Source organism: Aeromonas sp. FDAARGOS 1417, assembly GCF_019046985.1.
Taxonomy (GTDB): domain Bacteria; phylum Pseudomonadota; class Gammaproteobacteria; order Enterobacterales; family Aeromonadaceae; genus Aeromonas; species Aeromonas veronii.
Map to the genome: position 1 here is coordinate 2,169,085 of NZ_CP077221.1, position 15,916 is coordinate 2,185,000.

Consider the following 15,916-nt stretch of genomic DNA (forward strand, 5'->3'; position numbering starts at 1 on the left):
AGCCGCCAGCAGGTTAAAGGACAAGCAAAGAAAAAGCACCTCCCCCGGGATAATACGCGCAGAGTTGCGAGTCACCTCGCAACTTGCCCGTCTGCGGCCTCACTTGTTTTTCAGCTCCTGCACCTCGCTGCGCAGGGCGCGGATCTCCCGCAGCAGCTCCTCTTGCTGGTTGTTGTAGTGATGACGCCACTTGTCGGTCTCGCCATCCCCCTTGTTGGGCTGCAAAAACAGGCTGGCCATAAAACCGCTGATGGCACCGAACAGACCGACCCCGAACAGGATCAGCAGGCTGGCGACAAAGCGCCCCTCCTCGGTCTTGGGCACCAGATCCCCGTAACCCACTGTCGAGAGGGTCACCAGCGTCCACCAGAACGCGTCATAGGGTGTCTCAATCTGGCTGCCGGGCTGGCCTGACTCAATCCAGTACATGACGCCGGAGCCCACCCCCAGCAGCAGGAAGAACAGAAACAGGATGCCGGAGAGAGTGGTCTCGTTGCGCTCGCGACGGAACATGGCCCAGAGATCCGGGTGCTCCTTGAACAGCTGATAGACCCGCCAAAGCTGGATCAACCGCGCCCAGCGCAACTGCTCCGCCATCGGCAGGCTACCCGGCAGATAGATCCAGTTGGCCTTGAAATAGGCCTTGCGATCGGAGGCCCGGATCCAGCCATAAGCAAAGTGCGCGAGGAAGAAGTAGCAGATCAGACTGTCGAGGTCATAGAAGAGCTGCAGGGTCTGTGGTGTCAGGCTCTCATGGCCCCACCAGCGGGCCGTCACCAGCACAACCGAGATAATCGACAGAAATGCCATCAGCAGATCCATCGCCCGCAGATGAGTTAAGTGATGTCGCATACATTTTCCAACTTTAAGCACAGTGCAAATTAATAAAACAGAAGATAATGCCGATAGTCCTGAGGGCAAAGGAAAAAACGGCTTTTAAAAGGAGAATGACAATGCAGCTGAACCTGCTGGAGAAAAGAATGAGCAACATCCGGTTGGTACCCAAAGTGGTGCTGCTGATGGTGTTCAGTACCCTCCTGCTACTGACAAAACTCTGGTTTGACGCCAACAATCTGGAAGCGACCCTGCTCAGCGAAGGGCTCGATCCCGCCAAGGCGGATGCGATCTCCAATCGCCTGCTCTGGACCGGCCTGATGGAGACCGCCATCATGGGGCTGCTGTTCGTGATCCTGCTGCTCACCGGCTCACGCCTGATGGTCAAGCAGGTGCACTATCTGGTGGGCCTGCTGGAACGCTTCGCCAAGCGGGACCTCAGCCACAAGGTACTGCTCAAGTCTCGTGACGAATTCGGTGACATCGCCAAGGCTGTCTCACACTCGCAGGAGAACCTCAAAGAGGTGTTTGGCAACCAGCGTGCCGCCTGCAAGGAGCTCAACGACATCGCCTCCCAGGTGACCCTTTGCATGGAAGAGGCCAACGAAGCGATCAACGAAGAGTTCACCCAGATCGAACAGCTGGCCAGCGCCATGAGCCAGATGGTCGGCGCCATTCGCGAAGTGGCCGCCCATGCGGATCAGGCCTCTCACGCCACCGCCGAAACCAGCCAGCTGGCGGAAGAGGGGAGCCGCTGCGTCGCCGACACCGTCAGCACCATAGACACCCTCTCCGGCAACATCCAGCGCTCCGCCACCGTGGTCAACGAGGTGGAGCAGGGGGTCGAGCGCATTGGCTCTGTGGTCGACACCATTCGCGGCATCTCGGAACAGACCAACCTGCTGGCACTTAACGCGGCCATCGAAGCGGCTCGCGCCGGTGAAGCGGGTCGTGGCTTTGCCGTGGTGGCCTCCGAAGTGCGCGAGCTGGCCAACCGGGCTCAGGCCGCCACCGTCGAAATCCAGAAGATGATCGAACAGCTGCAGGGCAATGCCCATCAGGCTGGCGAGCTGATGGCCCAAAGCGTACAGCAGGCCGACAAGGGGGTAGAACAGGTGACCCAGGCCGGTACCCAGCTCGCCACCATAGTGCAGCGGGTACAGGGTGTCGCCGACATGAACCGCCACATCGCCGCCGCCTCCGAGCAGCAGAGCTCGGTCGCCGAAGAGATGCGCGGCAATCTGGAGCAGGTCAAGCAGATCGCCGAAGGCTCCGTCGTGGTGCTGCGCGAACTGCAAGAGGCCTCCGAGCTGGTCGAGCTGCACAGCAAGGAGCTCGACAGCCAGATCCAGTCCTTCAAACTCGTCTGACTGTTTTGATGCCCCAATCCGGTTAGACTGGAAGGCCCCTTGAGGGGGCCTTTCTCATTTCCAGCGCACGGCAAGGAGCCAATATGCAGCAGAATGCAACGCACCCACCACTCGAGCTCAGTGACGACAAGGGGCGGCTCGATGTGCCTCTGATCCACCGTTTTCTCTCCCAAGAGGCTTACTGGTGCCGTGGTATTCCCCACAGCACTGTGGTGCGGGCCATCAACCACTCCCTCTGCGTTGGCGGCTATGTCGACGGTCAGCAGGTTGCCTTCGCCCGGGTCATCACCGACAAGGCCACCTTTGGCTATCTGGCCGATGTCTTCGTGCTGCCTGAGTACCGCGGCCGGGGTTACAGCAAGGCACTGGTGGCAACCATTGTCGACCATCCCGAGTTGCAGGGATTACGGCGTCTCGCTCTCGCCACCTCTGATGCTCACGGCCTCTATGCCGGTTTTGGCTTTGCGCCCCCAGCAAGTCCAGACAGCCTGATGGAGATCTACAACCCTGCCATCTACCAGCGCACCTGATTGACTGGCGGTCAATAATTCCCGCCGGATCATGCTTCTCGCCCCTGCGCTGTGACGCGGGGGCCTGACAGTGCTAGATTGGCAGCCACCATTTTGAACCGGCAGCGTTGTTAACCTCGTGTCGTTAACCCGCTGTAGTGAACCACAAGGACGGCAACCGTGGCCCAGCACTCTCCCTCTTTCTCCGCCCTCTCCCCCCTGCTGCAAGAACAGGCCGAGCGCCAATGGCAGCGACTGGTCGAGCTGGCCCCCGACTATGGCTCGCTGCCCGAGCCCGTTCGCCAGACCCTGCTGACCCTGCTCGGCCTCTCCGATTTTGTCGCCGACTCCCTCTTCAAACAGCCCGAGTTGCTGACCGAACTGCTCGCCTCCGGAGATCTGGAACGAACCGAACGCTGGCACGCCTACCAGCGCGATCTGACCGCCCTGCTCGCCGAGGTAAGCGATGAAGAGGCGCTCAAGCGCATCCTGCGCCAGTTCCGCCGCAGCCGCATGCTGGTGATCGCCTGGCGCGAGCTGCTGGGCCACGCGGCGGTGGAAGAGAGCTTTATCCACCTGACCAAACTGGCGGATGCCCTGATCTGCTCCGCTCGCGACTGGCTCTACGCCAAACAGTGTGGCGAGCTGGGCACCCCGATGGACGGCAATGGCAACCCGCAGCCGCTGCTGATCCTCGGCATGGGCAAGCTGGGTGGTGGCGAGCTCAACTTCTCCTCGGATATCGACCTTATCTTCACCTTCCCCGAGAACGGCTACACGGTCGGCGGGCGGCGCGAACTCGCCAACCAGCAGTTCTTTATCAAGCTGGGCCAGCGCATCATCAACGCCCTCCACCAGCCCACTCAGGATGGTCAGGTGTTCCGGGTCGATATGCGCTTACGCCCCTTTGGCGATGCGGGGCCGCTCGCCATCTCCTTCGCAGCCATGGAGGATTACTACCAGCATCACGGCCGCAACTGGGAGCGCTACGCCATGGTCAAGGCGCGGGTGCTGGGGCCCCAGTGTGAACACGCGGTGGAGCTGGCCGAGATGCTGCGCCCCTTCGTGTTTCGCCGCTATATCGACTTTGGCGTTATCGACGGCCTGCGCCAGATGAAGGCGATGATCGCCGCCGAGGTGCGCCGCAAGGGGCTGGAGGGCAACATCAAGCTGGGAGCAGGCGGCATTCGCGAAGTGGAGTTTATCGCCCAGGCGCTGCAACTTATTCGCGGCGGTCGTGAACCGGCGCTGCGGGTGCGCCACCTGCCCGAAGCGCTGGCCGCTATCGCCCAATGTGGCGCCCTCGAATCCGCCCATTGCGACCGCTTGCTGACGGCCTATCGCTTCCTGCGCCGGGTCGAAAACATTCTGCAGGAGATCGGCGATCAACAGACCCAGACCCTGCCCACCGAGGAGCGGGATCGCCAGCGGCTGATCGCCGCCCTCGGCTTTGCCGACTGGGGCGCCTTTATGGCTCATCTGGATGAGGAGATGGCCGCCGTCCATCAGGAGTTCGCCGCCGTGGTGGGGGAAGAGAAGGAGGCCCCCGCCCATCTGGAGCAGCTCTGGCTCGATCTGTGGCGCACCGAGCTCGACGCCGCCGAGCTGGAAAAATTGCTGACTGCGCAGGGGGGGGCCGAGCCCGCCCCGCTCTGCGCCGCGCTGCTGCGTTTCAAGGAGGAGTACAAGCGCCGTCAGGTGGGGCCGCAGGGGCGCATCGCGCTGGACTGGCTGATGCCGGAGCTGCTGCGGCTGGTGGTCGCCAGTGAGCAGCCCGCCCGCCTGTTCGAGCGGGTGTGTGAGCTGCTTACCCGCATCTTCACCCGCAGCGCCTATCTGCAGCTGCTGGCGGAAAACCCGGGCGCCCTGCGCCAGCTGGTGCGGCTGTGCGACGCCAGCCATCTGGTGAGCGAACAGCTGGCCCGCTACCCCATCCTGCTGGATGAGCTGCTCGATCCCCAGCACCTCTATCACCCCACCCCGCTCGATCAGTACAAGCCCCAGCTGCGTCAGTTCCTGCTGCGCATCCCCGAGGAAGATGTGGAGCAGCAGATGGAGGCGCTGCGCCAGTTCAAACAGGTGCAGTTGCTGCGCATCGTGGCGGCCGACATCGCCGGCGCCCTGCCGCTGATGAAGGTGAGCGACCACCTCACCTGGCTGGCGGAGGCGATCACCGAAGAGGTGGTCAATCAGGCGTGGGCCCAGATGAGCGAACGCTACGGGGTGCCGCCCGAGGTGGCGTTAAGCGGCCAGCGCGGTTTTGCGGTGGTGGCCTATGGCAAGCTGGGCGGTATCGAGCTGGGTTACGGCTCGGATCTCGATCTGGTATTCCTGCACGGCGGCGACCCCAACAGCTACACAGATGGCCGCAAGCCCATCGACAGCCGCCAGTTCTACCTGCGCCTAGCCCAGCGGATCCTGCACCTGTTCAGCACCCGCACCCCCTCCGGGATCCTCTACGAGATCGATATGCGGCTGCGCCCCTCCGGCGACTCCGGCCTGCTGGTCTCGTCGCTGTCGGCCTACGAGCAGTATCAGCAAAACGAGGCGTGGACCTGGGAGCATCAGGCGCTGGTGCGGGCCCGTCCCATCTATGGCGATGACGCCATCATTGCCGAGTTTGCCCGCATCCGCCGCGATGTGCTGGCCAAGGAGCGGGATCTGCCGACCCTGGCCCGCGAGGTGCGCGAGATGCGCCACAAGATGCGGGATCACCTGCTCAAAGCCGGTGCCGGCGAGTTCGACCTCAAGCAGTCCCCCGGCGGCATGGTGGATATCGAGTTTATCGCCCAGTATCTGGTGCTGGCCCACGCCTGCGGCGAGCCCGATGCCCTCACCCGCTGGTCTGATAACGTACGCATCTTCGATGAGTGCGTCATGGCGGGGGTGCTGACCCTGGAGCAGGCGGAGGGGCTGAAGCAGGCCTATCTGGAGATCCGCAACCTCGGCCATCGCCTCAACCTCTCGGAGATCTCCCGCAAGGTGAGCGACGACCAGTTACTGACCGAACGAGGCCATGTGCTGGCGGTCTGGCAACTGCTGCTGGGGGAGTAATTCCCGCCAACGACAATGAAAAGGGGCCCGCCTGAATTGCTTCAGGCGGGCCCCTCACTTATCGGCAAATCAGCATCCTTACGGTTGCTCAGCCGTGATCCATTACCGTCTCCACCAGCATCTGGTTGAAACGCTGATAGGCCTCTTCCTCAAGAAGCCCCGGATAGCTCAACACCCTTAGGGCATGGCCCTCGTAATCTGGCTGATAGGGCGGGTGGAGATGGGCATAGTCGTTGAGACAAAAGCCCAGCCCCTGATAGAAGCGCAGACGGCGAATGGCAATCTCGTCCTCTGGCGGATCGATCTCGAGAATGACGGTTTTGCCTGCCCGCTCGCAAAATTCGGCCAGCAGGCGGCTGCCGTAGTTGCGGCCGCGCAGCACCGGATTGATGGCCAGATGTTCGATATAGATCTGCTCGCCACACGCCCACCAGAAGATAAAACCGAGCAGCAGGCCGTCCTGATAAAAGATTTGGCAGTGATAGCGAGGATCCCGCATCTTCTGGGGCTGATGCTGTGACTGGCGCTGCTCGTAGCGGGGAAAACTCTCGCCATAGATCTGCCAGACCAGCGGCCACGCCGGATGGTTTACCTCTCTAATCACTTCACTCTCAATCATCAGAACTACCTCTCGTTTATTTTGCAGAACGTTCATCTATACATGAAAAGTTCTGCCACAGCATCCTATGATGAAATAAAAGCCAGAACGCCCGATTAGCGGGCGCCATCCGGTTGCGAGACAAACTGCTGCTGGCTGCCATCGGGCAGCAGCGCCAGCACGCTTTGAGCGGCCAGTTTTATCCCTGCCAGCTCGGTGGCCGGGCCGAAGTTGGCAATCAGTCGAGTGCCATCGGCAAACTCGCTCTGCTGCACCACGCCTCTTTTATCGAGCCAGCGAAAACCGGTGAGGGGCTGGTTGTAGAGCCGCTCATGCAGCGGACGGAAGAAGGCATCGAGCCCCTTGAGATAGGGAATGCGCACGCTGGCGCTATCCAGACTGAGGTTGAGCAGCGGCGGCACGTTGTAAAGCTGCTGCAACAGTTCGGTGACCTGACGGCTCTCCCTGAATTTGAGGCTATCCATCGTCCAGTGATGGGTGGTCACTATGCTGTCGTGAAAGACGCTCTGGAACAGCGGCAACCGCAGCGCCGGATCGAAGTAGAGCCCCTGATACTCGGGCTTGAGGCGGCTCTGGCGAAAGAAGAACGCAGGCTGATAGTCGGGATACCAGACCCCCAGATAGTAGGGAGAGCGCTTGTTGCGGCGCATATCGGGATCCTGCCAGCCAAAGCCGCTGGTCTGGGGGCCATGGGCAAAGGCCGCGGTGCGGTTGGCTACCGCCCCGCCCTCCTCGGAGCCCACCAGCACACCCTGACTCTTGGCAATCCACGCCATCCCCGCCATCCGGTTTTGCGCATCCTGCGCCTGACTGGTCGGCTTGGCCGGATCGAAGTCATCAAACACCATGCCGGTCGCCGCCACATCGAGGAACCAGCTGTTGTAGTGACTCGCCTGCTGCAATTTTGGCACTCGCTGCTCCATCACAGGGCGCACGCAGGCCTGATTGGTGTAAACGCCGCTGCTTTGAAAGCCGCTCTTGCGCCGTCCGTTCTCCTGCATGATGCCGCAGCGCAGGTAGATATCCTGCCCCATCTGAGCGGTGAGCCAGCTCTGCTGACGATTCCCCTCCGGCAGCGCGGTATCGTAGGAGTCGTAAGGAGCGATGAGATAACCCGCCGCTTTGGCAAGTTCAATCCCCTGCGGCGCGGCAAAACCCGCCGTCCACTGGGGCAACCCCAGCCAGAGTTTTGGTAGCCCAGCCTGTTTGAGGGCATCAATCATCTTGGCCGAGCTGCCATCGCCCCAGCTCTGCGGATCGTTAAGCGCAGCCCCCAGTTGTTTGGCCGCCAGCGCGCGCCGGGCAGTGAAATCGGCCGGTTGCTGACCCGGATGGCGCAGCGCGAGCGCCTGCGCCACCCCGGCCAGCACCAGATTTTGCAGATAGCGGTTGCGGGCCAGATCGGGCGCTTGCAGCGCCGTTTTGCTCTCCCCCTTGAGCCAGTCGGCGGGGATCAGGCGGCGCAACGCGGGCCAGCTTTTCACATCCTGTGGCACCAGCAGTCGCTCGCCCCAGAGGTAGAGGTGAGAGGCGCCGATCAGCCGTTTGCCATCCGGCACCGCCGCCAGCTTGCTCTCGAGCGAGACCAGCTCGCTCCGTCCCTGCAACCAGTGACGATAGGCCTTGGCCGCCGCCAGCCAGTCGTGACCCGGCTGCAGCGATACTTCCACCTCATAGGGGTCAGCCAGATTGAGGCGGTTGACGCTATGGGTCGCCGTCAGGGCAATGCCATCTTGCTTCGGAGCAAAGGTGAGCCGGTTGTTGAAGGGATTGGCAAAGAGGATCGCCAGCTGCTGATCGCCGTGATCCAGCCCAACCACCGGCAGGGTCAGATTATCCGTGGTGTTGACCCCCTGATACTCCTGCGCCAGCGCCTTGCGCCACGCAGTGTGCGTAGCCGGAATGCGAAATCCCTCGTAGATCGGCAGCATCAGCGCCTGCGCCCCTGCCGGTACCCGCGGCCACACCAGCTCGCCAGCACTCGCACGGCTGAGGGTAAGGATCAGACGGTTACCCTCAAGGCGAGCCAAGGCACGCACCTCGCCATCGGCACGGGTCAGCCAGCTGGCGCGCTCCCCCTCCTGCTGCAGAGCGGTGACCGGCTGACGCGGGCCGGGAGAAGAGATGAGAAGGTGCTTGCCCGATGGCAGCACAGCCTCGGCCGACAGGGTGGCGGGATCCAGCTCAATGCGCCACTGATCGTTGGCCAGGGTCAGCGCCTCGGCAGGCAGGGAGAACAGCGGCATCAACAGCAGCAGCGGGCGGATCCGGCTCGCCAGCACGGGGAAAGAAGTCATGGTCGGTGATTCCTGATAAAAACGGGAGCCGCCATTGCAGCAGATCGGCGGGCTTGGATTGTCAGGCCAATGTCAGGATTAAGCACAGATTGGCGACGGAGCCTCCTCTCAGCAATGTCCCGTTTAATCGCCACCACCATCCACTAGCCGATTGTTGCAAATAACATCAGCAAAAAGTGACAGCTATTGCACCAATGAAACCATTTGTGACTGAGGCTGACCATCCATCGCGACCAGCAGCGACTCAACCCCTTGGCATCACTCCACCGGCCCCGCCTGACTGTGGCTCAGCTGCAACACCAGCTGGCCACGCTGGCTGGTCTGCACCAGCGATAGGGTGCGCCAACTGTCGGGTGTGGCGGCAGGCCAATCCACCTTGCCATCGAGAGGCAGACGGTTCCACCACAGCAGTGAGTATTGCGGGCGAGCCAGCACCGCCTGATCGAGCCAGAGCGGCGTGCAGGCCGCAGGATTGACGGGGAGATTGGCTACCGCCTGCGGCGAGCGGGAGAGCCAGTCCAGATCCTGCACCGCAGGCAGCGGCAACGCCACCTGCCAATCCTTGCCCGCCACCGCCAGCCGCAGCAGATAGAGTCCGGCTGGTAAAGGCGTCGGCAGATCGGCCCCCACGACCCTGACTCCGGAGTTCTCTTCCGCCTCCCACTGGGCGCCTGCCAGCCGGTCGCGGCCAGCGGGATCGATAAGTTCCGCGGTGGTGATGGGCCCCTCGCCGGTCAACTGCACCCGATAGTCCCGCAGCAGCGGCGCATCGCGCTGGATCAACTCAAGACGCAGCTCGCTCACCCCATCAGGCAAGGTCAGCGGGAAATCCTTGCCGCAGTGCTGGGCACTGAGCTCAGCCAGCATCCCCTGCCAACTACGGCGCTCGGCATCGCTGTTAAGGCCAGGCCAAGCCTGCTGCAAAGATTGCCAGGCGTGCCGATTATCCCCCTGCAACAGCGCCAAGGTAGCCGGTTGCAGCGAGTCGGCGCGATCGGTGGCCAGACCCTCTGTTGCCATCACGCTGCTTGCATTCAGAAGGCCGCCGCTTAGAGCCAACAGCAGCGCGGCCAGTATTGCACGCTTCACGCTGGCACCTCCAGCCGGTAGCCGATACCGCGCACCGTCTCGATGGCCAGCCCAGGCAGCTTCTGGCGCAGTTGCAGAATATGGGTATCAACCGTGCGGGTGGAGGGAAACGCCTGATAGCCCCATACCCGATTGAGGATCTCCTCCCGACTCAGCACCCGCCCCGCCATCCGTACCAGCAGGGTGAGCAGGGCAAACTCGGTGGGGGTAAAGCTCACCTCCGCATCCTGCCAACTCGCCTGCATCCGGGCGGGATGAAGCTGCAAGCCGCCCACCACCTGAGTGCAATCCCCCAGCTGGCGCAGCTGGGCCCGGATCCGCGCCAGCAGCTCGTCGTGGGAGAAGGGCTTGGTCAGGTAGTCGCGCGCCCCCGCATCGAGCCCGGCCACCCGATCGCTCACCTCCACCCTGGCGGTGAGCACGATCACTGGCAGCGCCTTGCGTGCCTGCCACTGGGGCAGCCAGTCGAGGGCATCCCCCTCCGGCATAGTGCGATCCAGCAGCACCAGATCCGCCGCCAGCCACTGCTGCTCCGCCGCAGTCAGGGTGTCGCACCAGAGGCAGCGATACCCCTCGCGGGTCAGATAGCGTTGCAGGTTCTCCGCCAGCAATGCCTCGTCTTCGACAAGCAAGATGGTCTTCATGATTCGGGGTCGCTCCAGAGTTGGCAGGGCAGCGTCAGGGTGAAGGTAGTGGGCGGGCCGGATAGGGCGAGGCGCCCGCCAAGACGGCGCAGCAGATGGCGCACGATGGTAAGCCCCAGCCCCAGACCATCGGCACGGGCACCGCGGCGCAGCAGGGTAGCGAGCCGGTAATTTGGCAGCTCGCCGCCATCGCTGACTGCGAGGCTCAAGCGCCCCGCCTGCCAGCTGGCACAGATCCGAACCGGCGCACGACCATGCTGGCTGGCATTGCGCAGCAGGTTGTCGAGGGCGAGATCGAGCCAATAAAAGGGGAGCGCCAGAGTCATCTCCCGCTCAAGGCAGAAGGTAGCGCCATGCCGCTCACAAGCCAGGGTGAGCCACTCGGTGAGACTGACCGCAACCCGCTCATCCTCGAGGGTCTCTGCCGCCAGATAGTGGCGACTGGCCTGCGCCAACTGATGCAGACGGGCGACACTGCCCAGCAGCTGACCCACGCTCTGCTGGGCGGAAGGGGGCAGCCGGTCGAAATCGTGGCGCAGCTCCTCGCTGATGCCAGAGAGCGCCATGATGGGAGTACGCAGCTCGTGGGTCAGCATCTGCAATGCGACGCGCCGCTCCCGCAGCAGGCACCAGCGCTGCCAGCTGGCCCACCCCAGCAACAGGATAAAACCAAGCGAGCTGGCCAGCGCCAGCCACTGCCAGTCAAGCGTGGGGCGAGTATTGAAACAGATCGCTCCGACTCGCTCTTCACAAGTACCAGCTGTGCGGCAATCCAGCGTCACGCCAAGCCGCTCGGCCAGCGGTTGCCACTGCCCGGCACCATAACGGCGCCACTGCCCATCGGCAAGCACCCAGATCTGACCCGATTGCAGCAGCCAGCGCTCGCCCCTCAGTAGGGCGTCGAGGTTGTCATCATCAAGCTCGCCAAGCTGCCCCAACCGATCGCTCCGCTCCCGCACATGGAGCAGAGCGTCGAGCCCAGCCGCCGGATGATCAACCTGCCAGCGAGCCGCACTGGAGCCGCCCAGCGGATAGATTGGGTGAGCGGCAAACCAGCTGGTCGAGGGCTTAGCCCCTTGGCCACAAAGCGCCCTCAGCAGCGGCAGCCACTCGGCGGGTAAGTCATTATCTGTCCCGCACTCCTGCTGATAGCGATAGATGGCCTGCAGCTGGCGCAGCGGATAGCGCTGCCAGGCGGGATAGAGGGAGTCGGGAGCAATCAAGCGCCGGTCGAGCCGCTGCACCTCGTCAAGAGGCAGCGCCTGTTCGGGAGCCTGCCTGGCCAGCTCGCCAGCCAGACGATCCGCCAGCGGCCCGGCCAGCACGGGATACGCCATGCCGTAGCAGATCAGGGAGCAGAGCAGCAGGATCAGGCGCATGAGTTCAACTCGAGATGACTCCGGATGAAGGCGCAGCAGATCACTGCGCCATAAAAAATGTCAGCGCCATTTTTCAATGGCGCTGACATCCGGTCAACCGCTAACGGCATTGGCGCGGCTCGCGCCAGCCCATATGAACCGTCACCTATTTGAACAGTCCCTTGAGCAGCTGGTCAGCCACCCCTTTGACGGCCTCGTTGTCGGCCTTGTCACCCAGCAGCTTCTTGAGGCCGCGTTCGGCCTCCTTGCGCGCCTTATCCTCCAGCAGCTTGTTGTTGCTGAGCAGCGCCTTCACGTCGAGCTGATAGCTGGGAGCCTGCCAGTGGCCGCCGATCCGCACCGGAATGGTGATCTCTTTGAGCTCATCCACATCCTTGCCCCCCTGCCCCTTGCTGCTCTCGACAATGGAGGTGAGGAACAGGAAGTCGAGGCTCTCCGGCACCAGCGCAGTCTGCCCCTCCCCCTTGACCCGCAAGGCGGGGGCAAAGAGCTGGATATCCTTGCTGCGGGCGATGCCATCGGCAATCTGGAAGCTGGCGGTCAGAGCGCTGAAGTCGGTCTTGCGCGCCTCCTTCACCTGCTCGGCCCCCTTGCCGGTGAGGGTGGCCCGCGCCTCGCGGATCATCTCCGGCAGGTTGATGCCATGCAGGGCGCCGTCGCTCAGCTTCAAGGTAACCTTGCCCTGCATTCCGTTGCGCAATGCCAGAGAAGAGAGACCACGCCCCTGCACCTGCACATCGAGATCGCCCTTACCCTCCAGCAGATCGCTCTGGGCCAGAGTCTGCAGCAAGGGACGAATGTTCACTCCGGCCACCTGCTTGTGCACCTTGTAGGTGGCGGGTTGCTGGCGTGCGTCGAGAACCCCTTTTGCGCTTACCTGACCGCCCGCCACGGACGCGCTGAACTGTTTGAGCGTCAGCAGCCCTTTGGCCAGAGCCACCTGCAGATCGACAGCGCCGAGATCCAGCCCTTTCAGACGCAGGCTGCCAAGCTGCAACCGACCATCCAGATCCACACCTTTGAGCGCGCCCAAATCCGGTTCAACCGCGGAGAGGGCTTCGCTCTTGCCGGTTACCGCTTTATTGTCACTTGCAGCGGCATTGGGGGCGCTGGCCGCCAGTTTGTCCTTTTTCGCCTGTGCGGTCGTGGTCGGTACCGATTTGGCGAGCCATTTGTCGAGATCCAGCGTCTCCCCCTTGAGATCGAAGCTGATTGCGGGAATGGCACCAAGCTGCACGGTTCCATCACCACTCAGCAGCGCCTCATCGGCACTCATCACCAGCTTACTCAGGGTAATCAACTGCTTGTCGAGCTCGGCACGGGCAAACCCGGCCAGTTTCAGCTTCATCTGCGGGCGTGGCAGCGCATCACCTTCCAGCACTGCCGTCAGCAGCACATCGGAGAGCTCGGCCAGCTTCATCTCTTTATCGAGCCGTCCCTTGAGTGTTCCTTCCAGCGAACCAGCCAGTGAAGCTTGCTGCCCCTCTACCTTGGCCCCCTTCAGCGCCAACGTGAGGTTGCTCCACTCACCAAGGGCCAGTCGGTCTGCCTTGATGGAGAAACTGTCGAGTCGCAGGGACGGGTCACTCAGGCTGCCACTGAGGCTCAGATCTTTCAGTTCACTCGCCATCACCTCCTGCGCCAGCTTGATCTGGGTCTGCCCTTTAACGTCGAAAGCGAGCTTGTCGGCACTCCCTTTGGCGGCCAGCGTCACGGGTTCCCACTGATCGGTGGCCAGCTGCCCCATATCGAGATCGAGGCGATCCAGTCGCAGCGAGGTGCCGCTGCGATCATCCTGTACCAGTGCACTGGCCTGGGAGAGCGCGACACCCTGCAAGCTGATCTGCCAGGGCTTGCTGTCAGCGGTTGGCGCTGGGGCTGAGGGAGCGACCGGTTCGCTTGCATCAGCAGTGGCATCTTTGAGCAGTCCGCTCAGATTGGAGCTGCCATCCGCCTTGGTCTGGATAAAGAGATGGGCGCCACTCAGGGTCACCTTGCCAATCTCCAGACGATGGGAGAGCAGCGGCAACAGGGCCACCGAGGCCTCGCCCTGTTCGAAACGAACCAGATCCGGCTCGGCAAAACCGACCGGATTGCGCAGAGCCACCTTCTCCAGCGAGAACCCGAGACTCGGCCAGAAACGCCAGTCAATCTCCCCCGCCATCACCAGTTCCCGGCCCGTGCTCTTGCGCACCTGTTCAGCCAGTTGGAGCTTGAATTGATTGGGGTCGATAAGGCTTATCAGCGTCACGATGGCCAGCAAGGCCGCCACGGCAATGCCGAGCAAGATGAGAACTATCTTCTTCACGATATGCTCCTTGAATCCGGATCCACTGCTGACTATACCACTCACCGTCTGACGAATGGCGTCTGCGGGACAAAAGTGGACAAGGATGAGACAGGGATGGTCGCTGCCAATCCCCATCGTCATCAGCAGGGATCAGGCTTGCAAAGAGGATTGCTGCAGCCGCGCCACCGCGGTGCGCGTCGATTCGAAAGCAAAGCGGGACAAGGGAATATCGCTGATCTTCAGCCACTGACAGGCGGCCACATCATCAGCCGGCTGGATGACCGGTTTTTCACTCAGCCTGATAGCGAAGAAGGTGTCACAGGTGTGGTAGGTGATACTGTCGTAGGGATAGATATTGGGGAATGAACCGAGATAGGTAAAAGGTTGAGCGCTGACATCGAGCCCCAGCTCCTCCTGCAACTCGCGCACCAGCGCCACCTCCAGCGACTCGCCGGGATCAACAAATCCTCCAGGCAGATCCAGCAACCCCTTGCCCGGATTGTCGGCCCTCACCGCAACCAGCACCTCATCCTGCCAGCAAAGCGCCACCATCACAGCCGTCGCCACATTCTGGAAAAAATGAAAACCGCAGCCACAGCGAAACTCTTTGGGGCTGACGCTCTGCAGGGTTTGACCGCCGCATTTTGGACAAAACATGGGCTATCTCCGACGAAATAAAGCGCCATTTTAAGCTGTTGCGACCGTTTTTTATGAGTAAAACCGACGGGGAAAACGAGGAATTCAAAGGGAGAGGAATAAAACGGAGCAATTATCAGGCTATTTGCTGAATTGCAGGCAATAAAAAACCCCGCTCATTGAGCGGGGTTTCTTGTATTGGGTGCCTGGCAGTGTCCTACTCTCGCATGGCGAATGCCACACTACCATCGGCGCTACCGCGTTTCACTTCTGAGTTCGGCATGGGATCAGGTGGTTCCACGGCGCTATGGCCGCCAGGCAAATTCTTAATCTAGAAAGCTGACGTGAGTAGTGATGTTGCGCTTGGCTTGTCACTATCACTGAATTTGAGTAGTTCGTTCTATTTGCTACAAGCCTTAGAACACTTCTTGGGTGTTGTATGGTTAAGCCTCACGGGTAATTAGTATGGGTTAGCTCAACACGTCGCCGCGCTTACACACCCCACCTATCAACGTTGTGGTCTCCAACGGCCCTTTAGGACCCTCAAGGGGTCAGGGATGACTCATCTCAGGGCTCGCTTCCCGCTTAGATGCTTTCAGCGGTTATCGATTCCGAACTTAGCTACCGGGCAGTGCCACTGGCGTGACAACCCGAACACCAGAGGTTCGTTCACTCCGGTCCTCTCGTACTAGGAGCAACTCCCTTCAATCATCCAACGCCCACGGCAGATAGGGACCGAACTGTCTCACGACGTTCTGAACCCAGCTCGCGTACCACTTTAAATGGCGAACAGCCATACCCTTGGGACCGACTTCAGCCCCAGGATGTGATGAGCCGACATCGAGGTGCCAAACACCGCCGTCGATATGAACTCTTGGGCGGTATCAGCCTGTTATCCCCGGAGTACCTTTTATCCGTTGAGCGATGGCCCTTCCATTCAGAACCACCGGATCACTATGACCTACTTTCGTACCTGCTCGACCTGTCCGTCTCGCAGTTAAGCTGGCTTATGCCATTGCACTAACCTCCTGATGTCCGACCAGGATTAGCCAACCTTCGTGCTCCTCCGTTACTCTTTGGGAGGAGACCGCCCCAGTCAAACTACCCACCAGGCACTGTCCGCGAGCCCGATTCAGGGCCCTGCGTTAGAACATCAAACATACAAGGGTGGTATTTCAAGGACGGCTCCAGCGCA

Annotated in this window: 11 protein-coding genes and 2 rRNA genes (1 of these 13 cut by a window edge); 3 read left to right on the plus strand and 10 right to left on the minus strand. The window is 61.7% G+C overall.

Going from position 1 to position 15,916, the window contains the following annotated elements; all coding sequences use genetic code 11:
- Nucleotides 1-99: 99 nt before the first annotated feature.
- Nucleotides 100-852, minus strand: coding sequence for a potassium channel family protein (locus tag I6L47_RS09745; protein ID WP_005354446.1), 753 nt, complete (start codon nucleotides 850-852; stop codon nucleotides 100-102).
- 101 nt (nucleotides 853-953) lie between these two features.
- Here I6L47_RS09745 and I6L47_RS09750 point away from each other — a divergent pair, with 101 nt between their 5' ends.
- The 3 genes from I6L47_RS09750 (at nucleotide 954) to glnE (ending at nucleotide 5,767) form a co-directional block, all read left to right on the plus strand.
- Complete coding sequence (locus I6L47_RS09750) at nucleotides 954-2,204, plus strand: methyl-accepting chemotaxis protein (RefSeq protein ID WP_216949217.1); 1,251 nt, start codon at nucleotides 954-956, stop codon at nucleotides 2,202-2,204.
- A gap of 83 nt (nucleotides 2,205-2,287) precedes the next feature.
- Complete coding sequence (locus I6L47_RS09755; protein ID WP_040068004.1) at nucleotides 2,288-2,734, plus strand: GNAT family N-acetyltransferase; 447 nt, start codon at nucleotides 2,288-2,290, stop codon at nucleotides 2,732-2,734.
- A gap of 159 nt (nucleotides 2,735-2,893) precedes the next feature.
- Nucleotides 2,894-5,767 (plus strand): bifunctional [glutamate--ammonia ligase]-adenylyl-L-tyrosine phosphorylase/[glutamate--ammonia-ligase] adenylyltransferase, encoded by a 2,874-nt coding sequence (glnE, locus tag I6L47_RS09760; RefSeq protein WP_216949218.1) that lies wholly within the window; start codon nucleotides 2,894-2,896, stop codon nucleotides 5,765-5,767.
- An 88-nt stretch (nucleotides 5,768-5,855) separates the two neighbouring features.
- On the opposite strand, the gene I6L47_RS09765 is transcribed toward glnE, so the two are convergent.
- The 9 genes from I6L47_RS09765 to I6L47_RS09805 all read right to left on the minus strand — a co-directional run.
- A complete protein-coding gene (locus tag I6L47_RS09765; protein ID WP_216949219.1) occupies nucleotides 5,856-6,386 on the minus strand; it encodes a GNAT family N-acetyltransferase in 531 nt (176 codons plus the stop codon).
- Nucleotides 6,387-6,481: 95 nt separating this feature from the next.
- Entirely contained in the window at nucleotides 6,482-8,683 is a 2,202-nt protein-coding gene (locus I6L47_RS09770) for a glycoside hydrolase (RefSeq protein ID WP_216949220.1), read from the minus strand.
- Nucleotides 8,684-8,941: 258 nt separating this feature from the next.
- Entirely contained in the window at nucleotides 8,942-9,772 is an 831-nt protein-coding gene (locus I6L47_RS09775; protein ID WP_216949221.1) for a DUF2861 family protein, read from the minus strand.
- Nucleotides 9,769-10,416: a response regulator transcription factor gene (locus I6L47_RS09780; RefSeq protein WP_129503364.1), complete on the minus strand. Its 648-nt coding sequence runs from the start codon at nucleotides 10,414-10,416 to the stop codon at nucleotides 9,769-9,771. The genes I6L47_RS09775 and I6L47_RS09780 overlap by 4 nt, the downstream gene beginning before the upstream one ends.
- Nucleotides 10,413-11,795, minus strand: a complete 1,383-nt coding sequence (locus I6L47_RS09785) for a DUF3404 domain-containing protein (protein WP_216949222.1) — start codon at nucleotides 11,793-11,795, stop codon at nucleotides 10,413-10,415. The genes I6L47_RS09780 and I6L47_RS09785 overlap by 4 nt, the downstream gene beginning before the upstream one ends.
- Nucleotides 11,796-11,940: 145 nt before the next feature.
- Nucleotides 11,941-14,103 (minus strand): AsmA family protein, encoded by a 2,163-nt coding sequence (locus tag I6L47_RS09790; RefSeq protein WP_216949223.1) that lies wholly within the window; start codon nucleotides 14,101-14,103, stop codon nucleotides 11,941-11,943.
- 132 nt (nucleotides 14,104-14,235) lie between these two features.
- The gene (locus tag I6L47_RS09795) at nucleotides 14,236-14,742 is read right to left on the minus strand and encodes an NUDIX domain-containing protein (RefSeq protein ID WP_216949224.1); all 507 of its coding nucleotides are present in this window, start codon (nucleotides 14,740-14,742) and stop codon (nucleotides 14,236-14,238) included.
- Nucleotides 14,743-14,925: 183 nt separating this feature from the next.
- Nucleotides 14,926-15,040: ribosomal RNA gene (gene rrf / locus I6L47_RS09800) — 5S ribosomal RNA — on the minus strand.
- Nucleotides 15,041-15,160: 120 nt separating this feature from the next.
- Nucleotides 15,161-15,916: ribosomal RNA gene (locus I6L47_RS09805) — 23S ribosomal RNA — on the minus strand (it continues 2,134 nt past the right edge of the window).